The organism is Priestia sp. TRN 1309 (assembly GCF_050846875.1).
Taxonomy (GTDB): Bacteria; Bacillota; Bacilli; order Bacillales; family Bacillaceae_H; genus Priestia; species Priestia zanthoxyli.
Genome location: NZ_JBOZGM010000001.1, coordinates 1,284,762 through 1,297,872 on the forward strand (window position 1 = coordinate 1,284,762; position 13,111 = coordinate 1,297,872).

A 13,111-nucleotide genomic window follows, 5' to 3' on the forward strand; every position below is an offset into this window, starting at 1 on the left:
GAACCCCGCTTTTCTACAAAAAAGCGGGGTTTTCTGCTAGACAGACGAACGCTTTTCTTATGATACAATAAAATAATAGATAGGGAACCGAAAGAAGGGGGAAATAGATGGAATACACCGCAAAACAATTTACGCCGCAGTTAGAAAAGCATATACATAAGGTTGAAAGGTCTATGCAAGAACTTCTTAAATCCATATATGAACAATATAAAGAAGCTTTTGAAAAAAAGGGGATGGAGATCTCTGTAGATGTGATCCGTGAAGGGGAAAATCCTTTTCACCCTGGTTATCACGCCACTATTCAAGTGGGTATTTTAGAAAAAGATGAGTTTTTAGATGGTCTTTTTATTCCTATCTGGCACTGTGTACGCACATTTTTGGGCATTCGTTCTTCGAAGAAGCTCCCAGGTAGCAAGATAACCGGAGAGCTGATGGAAGAAACAGAAGAGGAAATAACAAAAGAAGTAGTAGCCTATTTAGCCATGCAGCTAGAAGATTAGAAGCAACCTGCTTCTAATCTTCTTTAAATTGAAGAAGGTGCAGTTTCTTTTTCAATTTGTCTTTTAGCACGAATAAAGGCCGCCAGCTGCTGAATTTCTTCTTGAGATAGTTCCGCACCGTCGACCGTAATTCTATGAGTCTGAGGCGATGTTAATTCGATGGGTGCATCTGAAGGAGAATGAGGTTCCTTTTCCTTACCTAGCAAGTAGTCTGTTGATGTATCAAATAGTTCTGCGATTGTAACGAGTGCTTCAAGAGAAGGACGACGATAGCCAGATTCGTATCCTGCGTAGGTGCTTTTAGCAATTTCAAGCTGGTCAGCTGTATATTGAAGAGACCATTTTTTTTCTTTCCTGAGTTGAGCTAATCTGCTTAACATTCATGACGCTCCTTTGTAGGTGTAGTATGTAAAAAACCGAGGCATTCAGCTCGCGCGCAGATCTTTGGAATCAAACCGTGAGCTAATTTACATTTTTATTCATTATATCATTGCCGTAGAGAAAAGTGTACGCGAAACGAATAATTTTTCTCTTGATTTATTGAATTTGGGTTACTATAATTACAGGTGAAGTACGCGAAATGAATATAATTTATTTGATAGATTGTCAGGTTTTTTTACAGAAATTAAGCAAAGGGGATGTCGGTTTTGAAAAAACTATTATTGTTATCAACTGGCGGAACGGTCGCTTCACTTGAAGGTGAAAATGGACTTGTTCCTGGAATGGAGCCAGATCAATTACTAAGCTACATACCTGATTTAAATGAACATTGTCAAATTGACAGCAAATCTCTTATGAATCTTGATAGTACAAATATGCAGCCTGAATGTTGGATAGAGATGGCAAAAGCGATTGAAGAGCATTATAATGAATACGATGGTTTTGTTATTACCCATGGAACAGATACAATGGCCTACACATCGGCAGCTCTTTCTTACATGCTTCAGCATTCTAAAAAACCAATTGCGATTACAGGATCTCAAATTCCTATTTCATTTAGTAAAACGGACGCGAAGCGCAATATTGCAGATGCGATTCGCTTTGCATGTGAGGAAACAGGCGGAGTCTATGTAGTCTTTGACGGTCGTGTGATTCAAGGCACAAGAGCAATTAAGCTTCGTACAAAAAGTTATGATGCATTTGAAAGCATTAACTATCCATACGTGGCGTCTATCCATGATAATACGGTGGAATATACAAAATCGGTTGGCTCTAGTAAAGAAGAGTTGACGCTTAATACATCTCTTTGTACGGATGTGGCAGTTGTCAAACTGTTTCCCGGAATTAAGCCTGAATTTTTCGATGGATTAAAAGATGTATATCAAGGCGTTGTTGTTGAAAGCTATGGAAGTGGAGGAATTCCATTTCAAGTTCGCAATATTTTAGCCAAGCTTGTTGAATTGACAAATCACGGTGTATCCGTTGTCATTACTACTCAGTGCCTTGAAGAAGGAGAAGACATGGGCATTTATGAAGTAGGCCGAATGATTAATCATGACAGCGTCGTTCGCTCAAAAAACATGAACACAGAAGCCATTGTTCCTAAATTAATGTGGGTGCTCGGACAAACCAAAGACCCTCACCAAGTGAAAAAGATGATGGAAACGTCGATTGCAGAAGATATTAATTAAAAAAGAAAGCAGGTACAGCTATGAAACAAGAAACAGCAGGATATCGTACAGAAGCTGATTTTCTAGGAGAAAAACAAATTCCAGCAGACGTATACTACGGTGTACAAACCGCACGTGCCGTAGAAAATTTCCCGATTACGGGTTATAAAGTACATGAAGAAATGATTAAAGCGCTTGCTATCGTAAAAAAAGCGGCAGCGCTTGCAAATATGGATACAAAGCGCTTATATGAAGGTATTGGAAATGCGATTGTGCAAGCAGCTGATGAAATCTTAGCAGGTCAGTGGCATGAATACTTTATTGTGGATCCTATTCAAGGCGGAGCAGGAACGTCAATGAATATGAATGCTAATGAAGTGATTGCAAACCGTGCCCTTGAAATTATGGGAGACAATAAAGGCGAATACGGTAAATTAAGTCCTAACAGCCATGTGAATATGTCTCAGTCAACAAATGATGTATTTCCAACGGCTATCCATATTTCAACGCTGAACTTATTAAATAAACTTCTTGTTACAATGAATGATATGCATGATGTATTTAAACGAAAAGCCCAAGAATTTGATCATGTGATTAAAATGGGCCGTACGCATCTTCAAGATGCTGTACCCGTTCGTCTTGGTCAAGAGTTTGAAGCATACAGCCGCGTGTTAGCGCGCGACATTAAGCGTATTAGCGCGACGCGTGACCACTTGCATGAAGTAAATATGGGAGCGACAGCTGTTGGAACAGGCTTAAATGCAGATCCTCGCTATATTGAAAATGTAGTCAAACACTTAGCCGATATCAGCGGTCTGCCGCTTGTACATGCAGAGCATTTAGTGGACGCTACTCAAAATACAGATGCTTATACAGAAGTATCTGCGGCGCTTAAAATCTGTATGACGAATATGTCTAAAATTGCCAATGACCTGCGTTTAATGGCATCAGGTCCTCGTGCAGGCCTAGGTGAAATTAGCCTTCCTGCTCGTCAGCCTGGTTCTTCAATCATGCCAGGAAAAGTAAATCCGGTTATGGCTGAATTAATCAATCAAATTGCGTTTCAAGTAATGGGAAATGACCAAACGATCTCTCTTGCTTCAGAAGCAGGCCAGATGGAGCTTAACGTCATGGAACCTGTGCTTGTATTTAATTTACTTCAATCAATCAGCATCATGAACAACGGTTTCAGAAGCTTTACAGATCACTGTCTAGCAGGAATTGAAGCAAACGAAACGCGGATGAAAGAATATGTAGAAAAAAGCGTAGGGATTATTACAGCTGTTAACCCTCACTTAGGCTATGAAGTCGTATCGCGTATTGCGCGTGAAGCGATTTTAACAGGAAAACCAATTCGTGAGCTTTGCCTTCAATACGATGTGTTAACAGAAGAGGAATTAGATCTCATTTTAAATCCATTTGAAATGACGAACCCTGGTATTGCAGGAAGTTCATTATTTGATCGTCAATAAAGAGAACGGCTTCCATAAGGAGGCCGTTTTTTTTTTATAAAGACATTTGCTGAATGACGCGGCGCATTTTCTGAGCTGTTGCAGCCAAGACGTCATCATTTTCAGCATATTCGGGAATTTGCGTATAAAAATCTCCGAAACACTCCTCTTTATATCTCGGAACGATGTGCATGTGAAAATGAGTTAACTCGTTAAACATACCCCCGTTTTGAGAGAGAGTAACTCCGTCTGGAATAAAAAGCGTCTTAACTGCTTTTGTCATTAGCTTCGCTGCATTCATCACGGCTAGTATGTGTTCAGTATCAAATTCGTCGATTTCCACTATATGTGCTTTAGGAAGAATTAAGAGGTGTCCTTCGTTAAACGGCTTGTGGTCTAGCAGGCATGTCACAAACGAATCTTCAAATATCATATGCGATTTTTCTTGGTTATTTGCTAATCGACACCCTAAGCAATCTATACTTGGATTCCCGATCATATGTTCTCTCCTTTTTTAAGATAACTAAAGTGTAGCACGAGAAGTGTCAGGAGGAATAGATTGAAATATACACAGTTGTTTTTTCGCTTAGTAAAGAGAGCCCGGGTATATGACCTGGGCTCTTTGGTTCGTTCTTTTTATTTATAGGCTTTGCTTCTTTATCTGAAATTTACCATGGTTTTAATTGTAAAATAAATATCTTTACAGTATAATGACAGTGTAACAGTTAACTGTAACTGAAAAGGGGGGATTGTTTGAAAACATATACAGGCAAGCAAATTACGGAATTATTAAACAATGAAGGTGCGGACTTGAACCTGCGTACGGTGCGGTATTACACGCAAATAGAAATTGTTCCTCCGCTGGAGCTAGTGGGAAATAAGCGCGTCTATACAGATCAGCATGTTCATTACTTTCGAGCCGCTTTAACATTATCAAAAGCAGGGGAGTCACTAGCTTCCATTCAAGAAACGCTGCGTTCAATGAGTGTGGAAGAAGTGAAAAGTATAGGTGCGCAGCTCCCTCTTTACCAAAGCAAACAAATTCAAAATCAAGAAATGCATCAAGTCAATGAAGATGTGTTTGTCGCTATGAATCGGAATTTATCAGAAGACGTACGGCAAAAAGTAATTGAGTCTGTTACTCAGATTTTAAAGGATCATTCATCGCATGATTAAATTAGCCATAGCAAAATCAGTAATGGAAAAAGAAGAAGGAATGAACCACCTATGTATTACATTTGAACGATCGCAAATAAAAGTTAAAAACATCACGATTGATATTCAGCTGCCCCAAGGTTTGTTCAAAACAAGAAACTTAAATGGGTACTGTGAAAACCCACAAGGACAAATCGAAGTAAAACATATTGACGATGAACCTTTATTAATAGAGCTCTACACGGAAGAGACCGTTTTATATCCACAGGCAGAGATTGCAGTTGCGGTGACTTACCGCGATGAACACTTGCATATACAGCAAGAAAGACATTCTCTAATGATTAAATTTACCGATGAAGATTTGATAGGGGATTCATTTTTAAATCAAGAAGTCAGTGCAAAAGTGAAAAAATTTGCTCGTATTAATTCAGTGGAAAGAGGCGGTCACATGAACTTAACTCCCTATGTAGTAGAACAAACAAGTAAAGGAGAGCGTGCCTATGACATTTATTCAAGGCTGTTGCTCGACCGAGTGATTATGCTCACAGGTGAAGTTACGGATGAGGTGGCTACTAGCATTATCGCTCAGCTTTTATTTTTAGATGCAGAAAACCCAGAAAAAGATATTAGCATTTATATTAATTCACCGGGAGGGTCCATTACAGCGGGCATGGCTATTTTTGATACGATGCAGCTTATAAGTGCAGATGTAAGTACATTGTGTATAGGGCTAGCAGCATCTATGGGTTCAGTTTTACTAGCGGGCGGTCAAAAAGGGAAACGTTTTGCTCTTCCTAACAGCGAAGTGATGATTCATCAGCCGCTAGGAGGAGCAAAAGGACAAGCAGCTGAAATTGAAATTCGAGCGAAGCGTATTTTGCGCTTAAAAGACCACCTAAATGAACTTCTGTCTGAACGAACAGGACAATCGCTGTCAACGATTAATAAAGACACTGATCGAGATACATTCTTTACAGCGGATGAAGCAAAAGAATATGGCTTGATTGATCAAATTTTAGTTCATCAATAAGGAGGATACCATGTGGAAAAGTCAAATCGTTATTCAGTAGAATATGAATGGGGAAACGTGATTTATTACCAAGAAGTAGAAGCAATGACGATACACGAAGCAAAAGAATACGTTCAACATACAAAAGTAAACGCCGCTATTCGCGCTGTTCATGTCATAGAAGATGTCGAATCGTAACGAAAAACTGGATCCTTTCGGGGATTCAGTTTTTTTGAGCAAATGAAGCAGGGATTTATAGGAAGAAAAGAGAATGCAAAAAGAGATTTAAAAACGAGCAGCTGGTAGCATCATTCAGCAAGAACATCTCATTTCAATTACAAAAAGAAAGGTAGATGTAAATGAAAAAAGTATGGTCTGGATTAGTAGTTCTCATTGCTATTTGTTGGGTGATCACAGGATGTCAGCAAAGCAGTGCTTCAAGCGGTACTGTTGAACAAAAGCTCGTAATCGAAAAATACATAGCCGATAATCAATATGGCCATGCGGTTAAAATGAAAGACCAAAATCAAGTGCAGAAAGTGCAGCAGTGGTTAAAAGATGTATCCTGGAGAGAAGAAAAAGCTGAAATGATTCGAAAACCTAACTACATTCTTCACTTTGAACCGGTAGAAACCAAAAAGGATATAAAGGTACAATCTTATCGGATGTGGGTCAACTTAGACAACGAAACCGTTGAATTAGCTACAGATACACACTACGCACAGTTAAAGGGCAAACAAGCAAGGTCATTTATTGAACTAGTAGAACCGAAATAGGAAGCAGCTATAAAACAATGTCTAATGAAAGCTAAAACTGCATTTGTTCATATTGAAGCTATCTTCACTGATATGCTTGATGACCTCGAAGGGACAGAGGTGCTCATTACTAACGCGCTTGATATGAGGGTGTAGAAATATTAAATGTAAGAGGTGACAAACAGCAATTATTAAATGTAGCCATAAAGAATTACACTTACAGGTAGGTCCATTATTAAAACATTTTGCTATAAGAAGTAAGGGAAAAAGAGAAATCAAGACGCTGATTTCTCTTTTTTATTTAGGCGTGTCGATGATTATTATTTCCGCGCATTTTGCGTAAAACAAAACTCACAATTAAAACTAAAATAACAGCACCAATAATTGCAGGAACAATTGCGAATCCGCCGATCTCTGGACCGAAATCTCCAAAAATTAGAGAGCCTAACCATGCTCCAATGAACCCAGCGATGATGTTTCCGATAATTCCACCTGGAACATCTCGTCCTGTTAACACACCGGCGAGCCACCCGATAAGTCCTCCAACAATAAGCGTCCAAATAAATGACATATACCTAACCTCCTTTTTATAGGGAATTCCTTTTCAGTCTTTCCTAAAACACATTTTGTCATGCGACATGCTTGCTGCAAACCCTTTTACATTTTTTCATCTATTTATCATATATGCTAAGATAGCCCAACATTAAATTGAAGAGTTATGTATGAGAATTCACCGTGAATGTAACGATAAAATAAAGGAGAGAAGTTCAGCTTATGTACGTTTTAGATTCAATTTAGCTCATTCTATTCGTAAAAAGGGACATCCGGTTCACTTTTTAAAGCTTTTTCCCCTAGTTTTACTTTTTTTAACGGTATTTGTGATATCATTTTAAATAAACAAATTCTTAACGGGAGAACAATATGGAGTCATTATTATTAGATAAAAAGCTTAAACACATTACGAATTTAATTCTAGAAAAAAAAGAAGAGTTCTCGAAACAAAAACAAGATGAAGACAAAGATATTCAACAACAGTTAGAACCGTGGCGCGTTCATTTAATTAAAATATACGCTGATTCTGTATCAACAAATGATACAAAAAACTTTGAAGTGCTTGAGGAATGGGGAAGAGAAGTAGCGAATTTACTCGTTACCCTTCAGCTTCCGTTAGATGTAGCATTAGAAGAAATTAGCTATTACCGAAATATTATCGGAGAAATTATTAAAGAAGAAGCAAAAGCTGAAACGTTTACGTTTGATGCCTTCTATCAAGTTATTTCTCGTTTCAACGTAGTAGTGGATAAGGCCGTGCACTGGGTTAGTAAATCATATATGACCGACTTTGCAAACAAAATCCAATCCGCTCGCTATGCAATTGATGAACTTTCAATTCCTGTAGTACGCATTACGAAAGAAATTGGCGTGATTCCTCTTGTTGGCGATTTAGATACAAATCGGGCTCAAATTTTAATGGAAAATGCCCTTCAGCACGGCAGCGAGTACAAGCTAAATTGGTTGATTATTGATTTATATGCGGTTCCAATTATTGATACAATGGTAGCGGACCAAATTTTTAAAGTAATCGGTGCTTTAAGATTATTAGGAATTCAAGTGGTTTTAAGCGGTATCCGTGCTGAAATTGCTCAGACGATGGTGAACTTAGGGTTAGATTTGGCTGATATTACGACTTTCAGTAGCCTTCACCAAGCAGTGGAATATGTTAATCAAGCGGACTAATATAAAACAAAAGCCCATGATATGGTTACATATTCATGGGCTTTTATTGGTAGAAGAAAATTTGAAGTTTATTTAACAAAGCATCTAATGATTGACTAACTTGAAGTGTGTTAGGACTTGTCATTCCTTCACGGACAGCCGTTTGAATCATCAACGTTCGTGTCTGTTCGATTTCTTCTATTAGTATTTGGTACATGGATTTGTCTTTTTGATGGGTTGAAAGCAGCATGTTAATTCCTCTTTTTTTATAGTGATTATGGTTAAATTAACATTAATAGGTTTATTTTTCAATATTATGAAATTAAAAATAGTAAATCTTAAGAATTTTCCATATAAAAAAAGAACCTCTTTTTCAACAGAGGTTCTTTTTCTAATATAATAATTTATTATGCATGTTTATGACTACCACGCATTTTTCTCATAATGAAACTTACGATTAATACTAAAATGATTGATCCGATAATGGCAGGAATAATAGCAAATCCACCTACAACTGGTCCGAAGCTTCCAAAGATAGCTGAACCTAACCAAGAACCTATAAAACCAGCAATAATGTTACCAATAATACCTCCTGGAACGTCTCTTCCCGTAATTAATCCGGCAAGCCACCCAATAATACCACCTACAATAAGCGCCCATAAAAATGACATAAATATCATCCTCCTTTTTAATGATGTATTGCTTATATAGGTTAGTACCCCACTTAAAAGAAAACTATTCATAGAATAACAAAAAAAATAAAAAAACTTGGAAAAGGACTTAAGAACTGGGATAGAGTCATAGAAAATAGACTAACTAGTATATAATAGAAAAAGGAACATAGTTTAGAAGAGAAAGGAGACATGAAGTGAAAATAAAAAATCAAAGCGATATAGTAGAACAGCACTTGATTCAGCACTGGATGTATTTTCAGCATACGAAGAAATCTGTGAAGGTGGATACACCAGAAATGAAATGGATTTCTGCATCTCCTTATAATCGCGGCATATATGCAGGAACCCGTCATATTGAGACTGCGTTAGGGATGTGCTCTTCGGAAGGGGAAGAACCTCTATGGATTGTTGGTCCATCTTCATATGATAACCTTGGTCCAGTTCTTCATAAAAATGGATTTGTTCCTTATGAAAAATGGATCGGAATGATTCAGCACATTCAAGAAAAAGAATACGTACACACAGGAGTAGAAGGGTTTCAATGTAAGCGAGTGCACACAGAAGCTGAATTGAAAGAATGGATAACGGTATACATAGACGGCTATCAAAAACCAAAAGAATATCAAGCTGACTTTCTTGAAAGGTTTAGGGAGCTTATGCAGCACACTGACCAATATCACTTATATTTGGGTCTTTATCACAACCGGCCAGCTGTAGCTGGGTCTCTCTTTTTTTATGACGGTACAGTGGGTTTGTACTGTATCACTACAGCTAGACATATGAGGAGAAAAGGCCTGGCTATCGCCTATTTGAAGGAAGTTCTTACTGAAGCAAAAAAACAGGCAGATACGTGTATTTTGCATGCTACAAGTGCAGGAAAGCCAGCCTATGAAAAACTTGGTTTTACAGCGGTTAACGAATTTGATGTATACAGATGGAGAAATAGAGATGGAAAATAATGTGCTGAAGCTTGTGAAACAAGAGACAAAATTCGACAAAATTTTAAAAAAGTGTAGCTTCCACTTCGTTTTTGGTGTATCCTAGGAAAAAGCAGCAGCATGAGCTAGTGTTGTACATAGAACACAGATAAAAGGAGTCATTATGAAACATTTTTTTAAAACGAGCACGTTTTGGATAGGTTTAGTTGTCGGAATCGCGCTCACATTTGGGGGATATTTTACTGTTACTAGTATTTATGATTATTATTTAGGACGAGAACAGCTGAAAGTATTGACTGCCTCTCAGAAAAACCTTCAAACTGCTTTTAAAGAGTATAATCAGCTTATGGCCGAAAAAAAAACCAAAAAGCAATTTATCAATGAACTCGATGATATTTCAAATACGATAAACTATGAATATAATGAATTAGCTTCCCTTGATCCTACGATGAAAACGATGTATAAGCATACGGGCGTCATCGATGATATGGAACTGATGATTGATAATATCGATAGCATTTATGAATTAACGATGAATGATCACAAAGACGCAACAAAACCGCTTCAAACCTACGTATCTGATTTAATGGAATATGTAGAAAAAGATATGAAAAAAGAAATAAGCATGCTAAGTAAATAGAAAAAAACAGCTGTCTAAACAAATGGGCAGCTGTTTTTTTGTTGATTATAAAAGGAATCTTTTGGTTGCAGGCGAAAGAGTATACTATGCACCCACTCACTTACGTGCACCACGTTCACAAAAAAGGGAGGACATAGTATGAAAAAAGTGGTGGTTATCCTATTTAGTTTATTTTCATTAACCGCATGTCAGGTTCCTACAGCTGAAACGCTTGAAGATCCTTATCCACCCGCTATAAAAATAATAGCCGAAGGCAAAGAAGCCATCATCAAGCCTTTATTTTTTTGCTGGACCGAATGTGAAGCTGATTTTGGCGAACGAAAAAATTTTAGACAAATTGTTATGAAAGATAGTATTCCCGTCTCTCAAGATGGTCAAGTGTCCATTGAAATAGATGGTAAAGAACCTAATGCGCTTTATTACAAACAAATTCGCAATCAGTCTATTTATGAAAACATAGTAGAAAAAAAAGACATAAAAAAAACATCTGCTATTACAGTAGATTCTGCCTCTCACAGTAACAGTGATCGGTATATACTCGTAGCGGACTGGAAAGATAACAACGGTGAAAAGTTAATCGGGCGCGTCTACTATACTCCAGTAAAATTTGAAACGCCATAGATATGGCTCTCTATGCTGTAATAGAGAGCCATATGTTTAACTAATAGAATTAAGCGCCTGTGCAAGAGAAGAAGTAGTCTTGACCTGTTCAAATGAAAGCCCTAAGCGAATTGCAGTTTGAGAAATTTCCGGTCGAATTCCAGATAAAATTGTTTGCACCCCGATTAAACGAAGAGCTTTTACCAAATTAAAAATCTCTTGTGCCATCATCGTGTCAATCGTAGCTACACCGAGCAGGTCAATACATAAATGTTCAACGTCTTTTTCCGAGCATTGCTGAAGCGTGTTTTCTAAAATAAACTGACTTTTAACCGTTCCAATATCTCCCACAAGAGGCAGAAGTGCAACTTTGTTTTGAAGCATGATCACAGGAGAACTTAATTCATTAATTAACTCTTTCTGAGCGTTCAGCTGTTCTTGCGTATTTTTATGATATTCTTGAATAAAGATATAAATAGATAGATCAAACGCTTTAACAATAATGTCATACCACATAAATATCTTATCCACGCTTACCTCTTCTGAATGCAAAGAGATAAACTTCTTTAAGTAATTAACGACAATTTTTTGTGAATTAAAGTATTCTCGAATAACAAAGTGAAGAGGCGTACTTAAATGCTTTGGATCACGCGCAAGTTCGACGGACCACTGCTGGAAATCGGAAAAAAAATATTCCTCATCTTTTATAAATACGTCAAATAAATGCTGGAAATAATCTTGATTTTGCTGCTTCAGTTCTTTCACAATTACTGGATTTTTACTTGAATACACGGAGAACTCGTTTTCATCGTCGAGCTGATTGTACCAGTCTTCAGTTAATTGAAGAGAATGTTCTTTTAAAAAATGATATAGGTCCTGATTTCTATGCATGAAGACTCTCCTTACATATGTATAGTCTAGTTATTTTATAAATAAAGGCATAAAAGCATCCCCTGATCTAGAGTGAGGATGCTTATAAATAAATCCATTATGAAGCGCATTTATTTTCCTATACGCCTTGTTTTCCCCAACTGTAAACTCTCAAACCCAATTTATTAAAAAATAAACATTTTTTAACTAGCCTATTCATGCATTTTAACTATTTTTCATAAAGAACCAATTCTTGCGCTTATAGCTTTAGCTTCGGTAAGGCATCTTTAATGCTTTGATAGACTAAAATAAAGGACATATCATCTTCTATAGTGCTCATATGTATGGCCATGTTAGGGGAAATTCCGGTTAAAACGAGCTGAGTTCCCATTAGCTTCAGCCAATTGTAAATATTAAGAATATCACGGCCGAATGAATCGTTAAATCCAGCTAACCCTGAGACGTCTACGATTAAGTAACGATCTTTGCTGCTTGTGTTACGCGAGGTGAAACTATTAAATAGCATTTCTATACGCCGCTCGTTTAAAGTTCCGATTAATGGAAGAACAGAGATTCCTTCTTCTATTGGCACGATAGGAGTGGATAGCCTTTCCACTTCTTCTAAAGCTTGCTGAAGCTGTTCCTGGGCTGTAATCTCTATTGTTACGTCTTTTTGAACACCAATAAAGTAGTATTTATCTTCTTCCTCTACATATGTCGGGTCAATCGTTAGCTGATTATGAAAGAAAGAGCCGTCTTTTCGATAATTCACAAGCGTAACAGAAACTGACTGATTGCGGCTTATAGCGCTGCGAATTTCATCAACGTGGTGCGGGCTTGTAAGAGGCCCTTGTAGAAAACGGCAATTTTCCCCTAATACTTCTTCTTCCTTATAGCCGGTCATAAGGGAAAACCCTTGGTTAAGGTAAATAATTGGATTATCAGGTAAAGAAGGATCCGTCACGATAATACCAGATTGCGAACTATGAAGGGCTTTATTTAAAATGGACCATTTTGAATCTTGAGCTTCAGGTGTAGTCAATGCATTCCCTCATTCCTTGGAATTTTTATAAAAATATTGTGACATAAACACGTTTAAAAAACAATTTTCGACGCGTTTGCTTCTAGAGAAAGAATGAAGATAAGGAAAAATATGTTATAATAGTTTCGGGGGGGCAAAGGGAGTGTGAACA

At 37.4% G+C, this 13,111-nt stretch carries 18 protein-coding genes; 11 read left to right on the forward strand and 7 right to left on the reverse strand.

All coding sequences use genetic code 11. The features are described 5' to 3' along the window. Window positions 1-107: 107 nt before the first annotated feature. On the forward strand, window positions 108-500 hold the full coding sequence (locus tag ACRPLQ_RS07120) for a hypothetical protein (protein ID WP_430080204.1): 393 nt from the start codon (window positions 108-110) through the stop codon (window positions 498-500). 23 nt (window positions 501-523) lie between these two features. On the opposite strand, the gene ACRPLQ_RS07125 is transcribed toward ACRPLQ_RS07120, so the two are convergent. Then, window positions 524-880, reverse strand: coding sequence for a helix-turn-helix domain-containing protein (locus ACRPLQ_RS07125; protein ID WP_432235834.1), 357 nt, complete (start codon window positions 878-880; stop codon window positions 524-526). Between the two features lie 267 nt (window positions 881-1,147). Between ACRPLQ_RS07125 and ACRPLQ_RS07130 the strand changes: the two genes are divergently transcribed. Next, complete coding sequence (locus ACRPLQ_RS07130) at window positions 1,148-2,131, forward strand: asparaginase (protein WP_432235835.1); 984 nt, start codon at window positions 1,148-1,150, stop codon at window positions 2,129-2,131. Between the two features lie 20 nt (window positions 2,132-2,151). After that, entirely contained in the window at window positions 2,152-3,582 is a 1,431-nt protein-coding gene (aspA, locus tag ACRPLQ_RS07135) for an aspartate ammonia-lyase (protein WP_014459383.1), read from the forward strand. 34 nt (window positions 3,583-3,616) lie between these two features. On the opposite strand, the gene ACRPLQ_RS07140 is transcribed toward aspA, so the two are convergent. Next, complete coding sequence (locus ACRPLQ_RS07140; RefSeq protein ID WP_432235836.1) at window positions 3,617-4,060, reverse strand: HIT family protein; 444 nt, start codon at window positions 4,058-4,060, stop codon at window positions 3,617-3,619. 254 nt (window positions 4,061-4,314) lie between these two features. On the opposite strand from ACRPLQ_RS07140, the gene ACRPLQ_RS07145 reads away from it, so the two are divergent. From ACRPLQ_RS07145 to ACRPLQ_RS07160, 4 genes are all read left to right on the forward strand, one after another. Continuing rightward, window positions 4,315-4,737, forward strand: coding sequence for a MerR family transcriptional regulator (locus ACRPLQ_RS07145; RefSeq protein WP_432235837.1), 423 nt, complete (start codon window positions 4,315-4,317; stop codon window positions 4,735-4,737). 427 nt (window positions 4,738-5,164) lie between these two features. After that, complete coding sequence (gene clpP, locus ACRPLQ_RS07150) at window positions 5,165-5,746, forward strand: ATP-dependent Clp endopeptidase proteolytic subunit ClpP (protein WP_033580634.1); 582 nt, start codon at window positions 5,165-5,167, stop codon at window positions 5,744-5,746. A gap of 12 nt (window positions 5,747-5,758) precedes the next feature. Then, window positions 5,759-5,923 carry a hypothetical protein gene (locus ACRPLQ_RS07155; RefSeq protein WP_165573521.1) on the forward strand — a complete coding sequence of 55 codons (165 nt, stop codon included), beginning with the start codon at window positions 5,759-5,761 and terminating at the stop codon, window positions 5,921-5,923. A gap of 161 nt (window positions 5,924-6,084) precedes the next feature. Next, complete coding sequence (locus ACRPLQ_RS07160) at window positions 6,085-6,501, forward strand: hypothetical protein (RefSeq protein ID WP_028414382.1); 417 nt, start codon at window positions 6,085-6,087, stop codon at window positions 6,499-6,501. A gap of 280 nt (window positions 6,502-6,781) precedes the next feature. Here ACRPLQ_RS07160 and ACRPLQ_RS07165 read toward each other — a convergent pair whose 3' ends face one another. Further along, window positions 6,782-7,051 (reverse strand): GlsB/YeaQ/YmgE family stress response membrane protein, encoded by a 270-nt coding sequence (locus ACRPLQ_RS07165; protein WP_013083843.1) that lies wholly within the window; start codon window positions 7,049-7,051, stop codon window positions 6,782-6,784. A 350-nt stretch (window positions 7,052-7,401) separates the two neighbouring features. Between ACRPLQ_RS07165 and ACRPLQ_RS07170 the strand changes: the two genes are divergently transcribed. Further along, complete coding sequence (locus ACRPLQ_RS07170; protein ID WP_098625890.1) at window positions 7,402-8,217, forward strand: STAS domain-containing protein; 816 nt, start codon at window positions 7,402-7,404, stop codon at window positions 8,215-8,217. Window positions 8,218-8,260: 43 nt separating this feature from the next. Here ACRPLQ_RS07170 and ACRPLQ_RS07175 read toward each other — a convergent pair whose 3' ends face one another. Further along, window positions 8,261-8,446: an aspartyl-phosphate phosphatase Spo0E family protein gene (locus tag ACRPLQ_RS07175; protein ID WP_028414380.1), complete on the reverse strand. Its 186-nt coding sequence runs from the start codon at window positions 8,444-8,446 to the stop codon at window positions 8,261-8,263. A 157-nt stretch (window positions 8,447-8,603) separates the two neighbouring features. Continuing rightward, complete coding sequence (locus tag ACRPLQ_RS07180) at window positions 8,604-8,867, reverse strand: GlsB/YeaQ/YmgE family stress response membrane protein (RefSeq protein ID WP_013083841.1); 264 nt, start codon at window positions 8,865-8,867, stop codon at window positions 8,604-8,606. A 197-nt stretch (window positions 8,868-9,064) separates the two neighbouring features. Here ACRPLQ_RS07180 and ACRPLQ_RS07185 point away from each other — a divergent pair, with 197 nt between their 5' ends. The 3 genes from ACRPLQ_RS07185 (at window position 9,065) to ACRPLQ_RS07195 (ending at window position 11,069) form a co-directional block, all read left to right on the forward strand. Continuing rightward, the gene (locus ACRPLQ_RS07185; protein ID WP_033580588.1) at window positions 9,065-9,829 is read left to right on the forward strand and encodes a GNAT family N-acetyltransferase; all 765 of its coding nucleotides are present in this window, start codon (window positions 9,065-9,067) and stop codon (window positions 9,827-9,829) included. Between the two features lie 142 nt (window positions 9,830-9,971). Next, window positions 9,972-10,448 carry a hypothetical protein gene (locus ACRPLQ_RS07190; protein ID WP_014459392.1) on the forward strand — a complete coding sequence of 159 codons (477 nt, stop codon included), beginning with the start codon at window positions 9,972-9,974 and terminating at the stop codon, window positions 10,446-10,448. Window positions 10,449-10,586: 138 nt separating this feature from the next. Beyond that, a complete protein-coding gene (locus ACRPLQ_RS07195) occupies window positions 10,587-11,069 on the forward strand; it encodes a hypothetical protein (RefSeq protein WP_047750533.1) in 483 nt (160 codons plus the stop codon). Between the two features lie 36 nt (window positions 11,070-11,105). On the opposite strand, the gene ACRPLQ_RS07200 is transcribed toward ACRPLQ_RS07195, so the two are convergent. Further along, a complete protein-coding gene (locus ACRPLQ_RS07200) occupies window positions 11,106-11,939 on the reverse strand; it encodes an STAS domain-containing protein (RefSeq protein ID WP_047750534.1) in 834 nt (277 codons plus the stop codon). A 238-nt stretch (window positions 11,940-12,177) separates the two neighbouring features. Further along, on the reverse strand, window positions 12,178-12,960 hold the full coding sequence (locus ACRPLQ_RS07205; protein WP_028414376.1) for a PAS domain-containing protein: 783 nt from the start codon (window positions 12,958-12,960) through the stop codon (window positions 12,178-12,180). Window positions 12,961-13,111: the final 151 nt, after the last annotated feature.

Excerpts from the sequence above, each read along its gene's own strand:
- ACRPLQ_RS07120 (WP_430080204.1), top strand. The coding sequence starts at position 108 with ATGGAATACACCGCAAAACAATTTACGCCGCAGTTAGAAAAGCATATA.
- ACRPLQ_RS07125 (WP_432235834.1), bottom strand. The coding sequence starts at position 880 with ATGTTAAGCAGATTAGCTCAACTCAGGAAAGAAAAAAAATGGTCTCTT.
- aspA (WP_014459383.1), top strand. The coding sequence starts at position 2,152 with ATGAAACAAGAAACAGCAGGATATCGTACAGAAGCTGATTTTCTAGGA.
- ACRPLQ_RS07140 (WP_432235836.1), bottom strand. The coding sequence starts at position 4,060 with ATGATCGGGAATCCAAGTATAGATTGCTTAGGGTGTCGATTAGCAAAT.
- clpP (WP_033580634.1), top strand. The coding sequence starts at position 5,165 with ATGAACTTAACTCCCTATGTAGTAGAACAAACAAGTAAAGGAGAGCGT.
- ACRPLQ_RS07160 (WP_028414382.1), top strand. The coding sequence starts at position 6,085 with ATGAAAAAAGTATGGTCTGGATTAGTAGTTCTCATTGCTATTTGTTGG.
- ACRPLQ_RS07165 (WP_013083843.1), bottom strand. The coding sequence starts at position 7,051 with ATGTCATTTATTTGGACGCTTATTGTTGGAGGACTTATCGGGTGGCTC.
- ACRPLQ_RS07170 (WP_098625890.1), top strand. The coding sequence starts at position 7,402 with ATGGAGTCATTATTATTAGATAAAAAGCTTAAACACATTACGAATTTA.
- ACRPLQ_RS07175 (WP_028414380.1), bottom strand. The coding sequence starts at position 8,446 with ATGCTGCTTTCAACCCATCAAAAAGACAAATCCATGTACCAAATACTA.
- ACRPLQ_RS07180 (WP_013083841.1), bottom strand. The coding sequence starts at position 8,867 with ATGTCATTTTTATGGGCGCTTATTGTAGGTGGTATTATTGGGTGGCTT.
- ACRPLQ_RS07190 (WP_014459392.1), top strand. The coding sequence starts at position 9,972 with ATGAAACATTTTTTTAAAACGAGCACGTTTTGGATAGGTTTAGTTGTC.
- ACRPLQ_RS07195 (WP_047750533.1), top strand. The coding sequence starts at position 10,587 with ATGAAAAAAGTGGTGGTTATCCTATTTAGTTTATTTTCATTAACCGCA.
- ACRPLQ_RS07200 (WP_047750534.1), bottom strand. The coding sequence starts at position 11,939 with ATGCATAGAAATCAGGACCTATATCATTTTTTAAAAGAACATTCTCTT.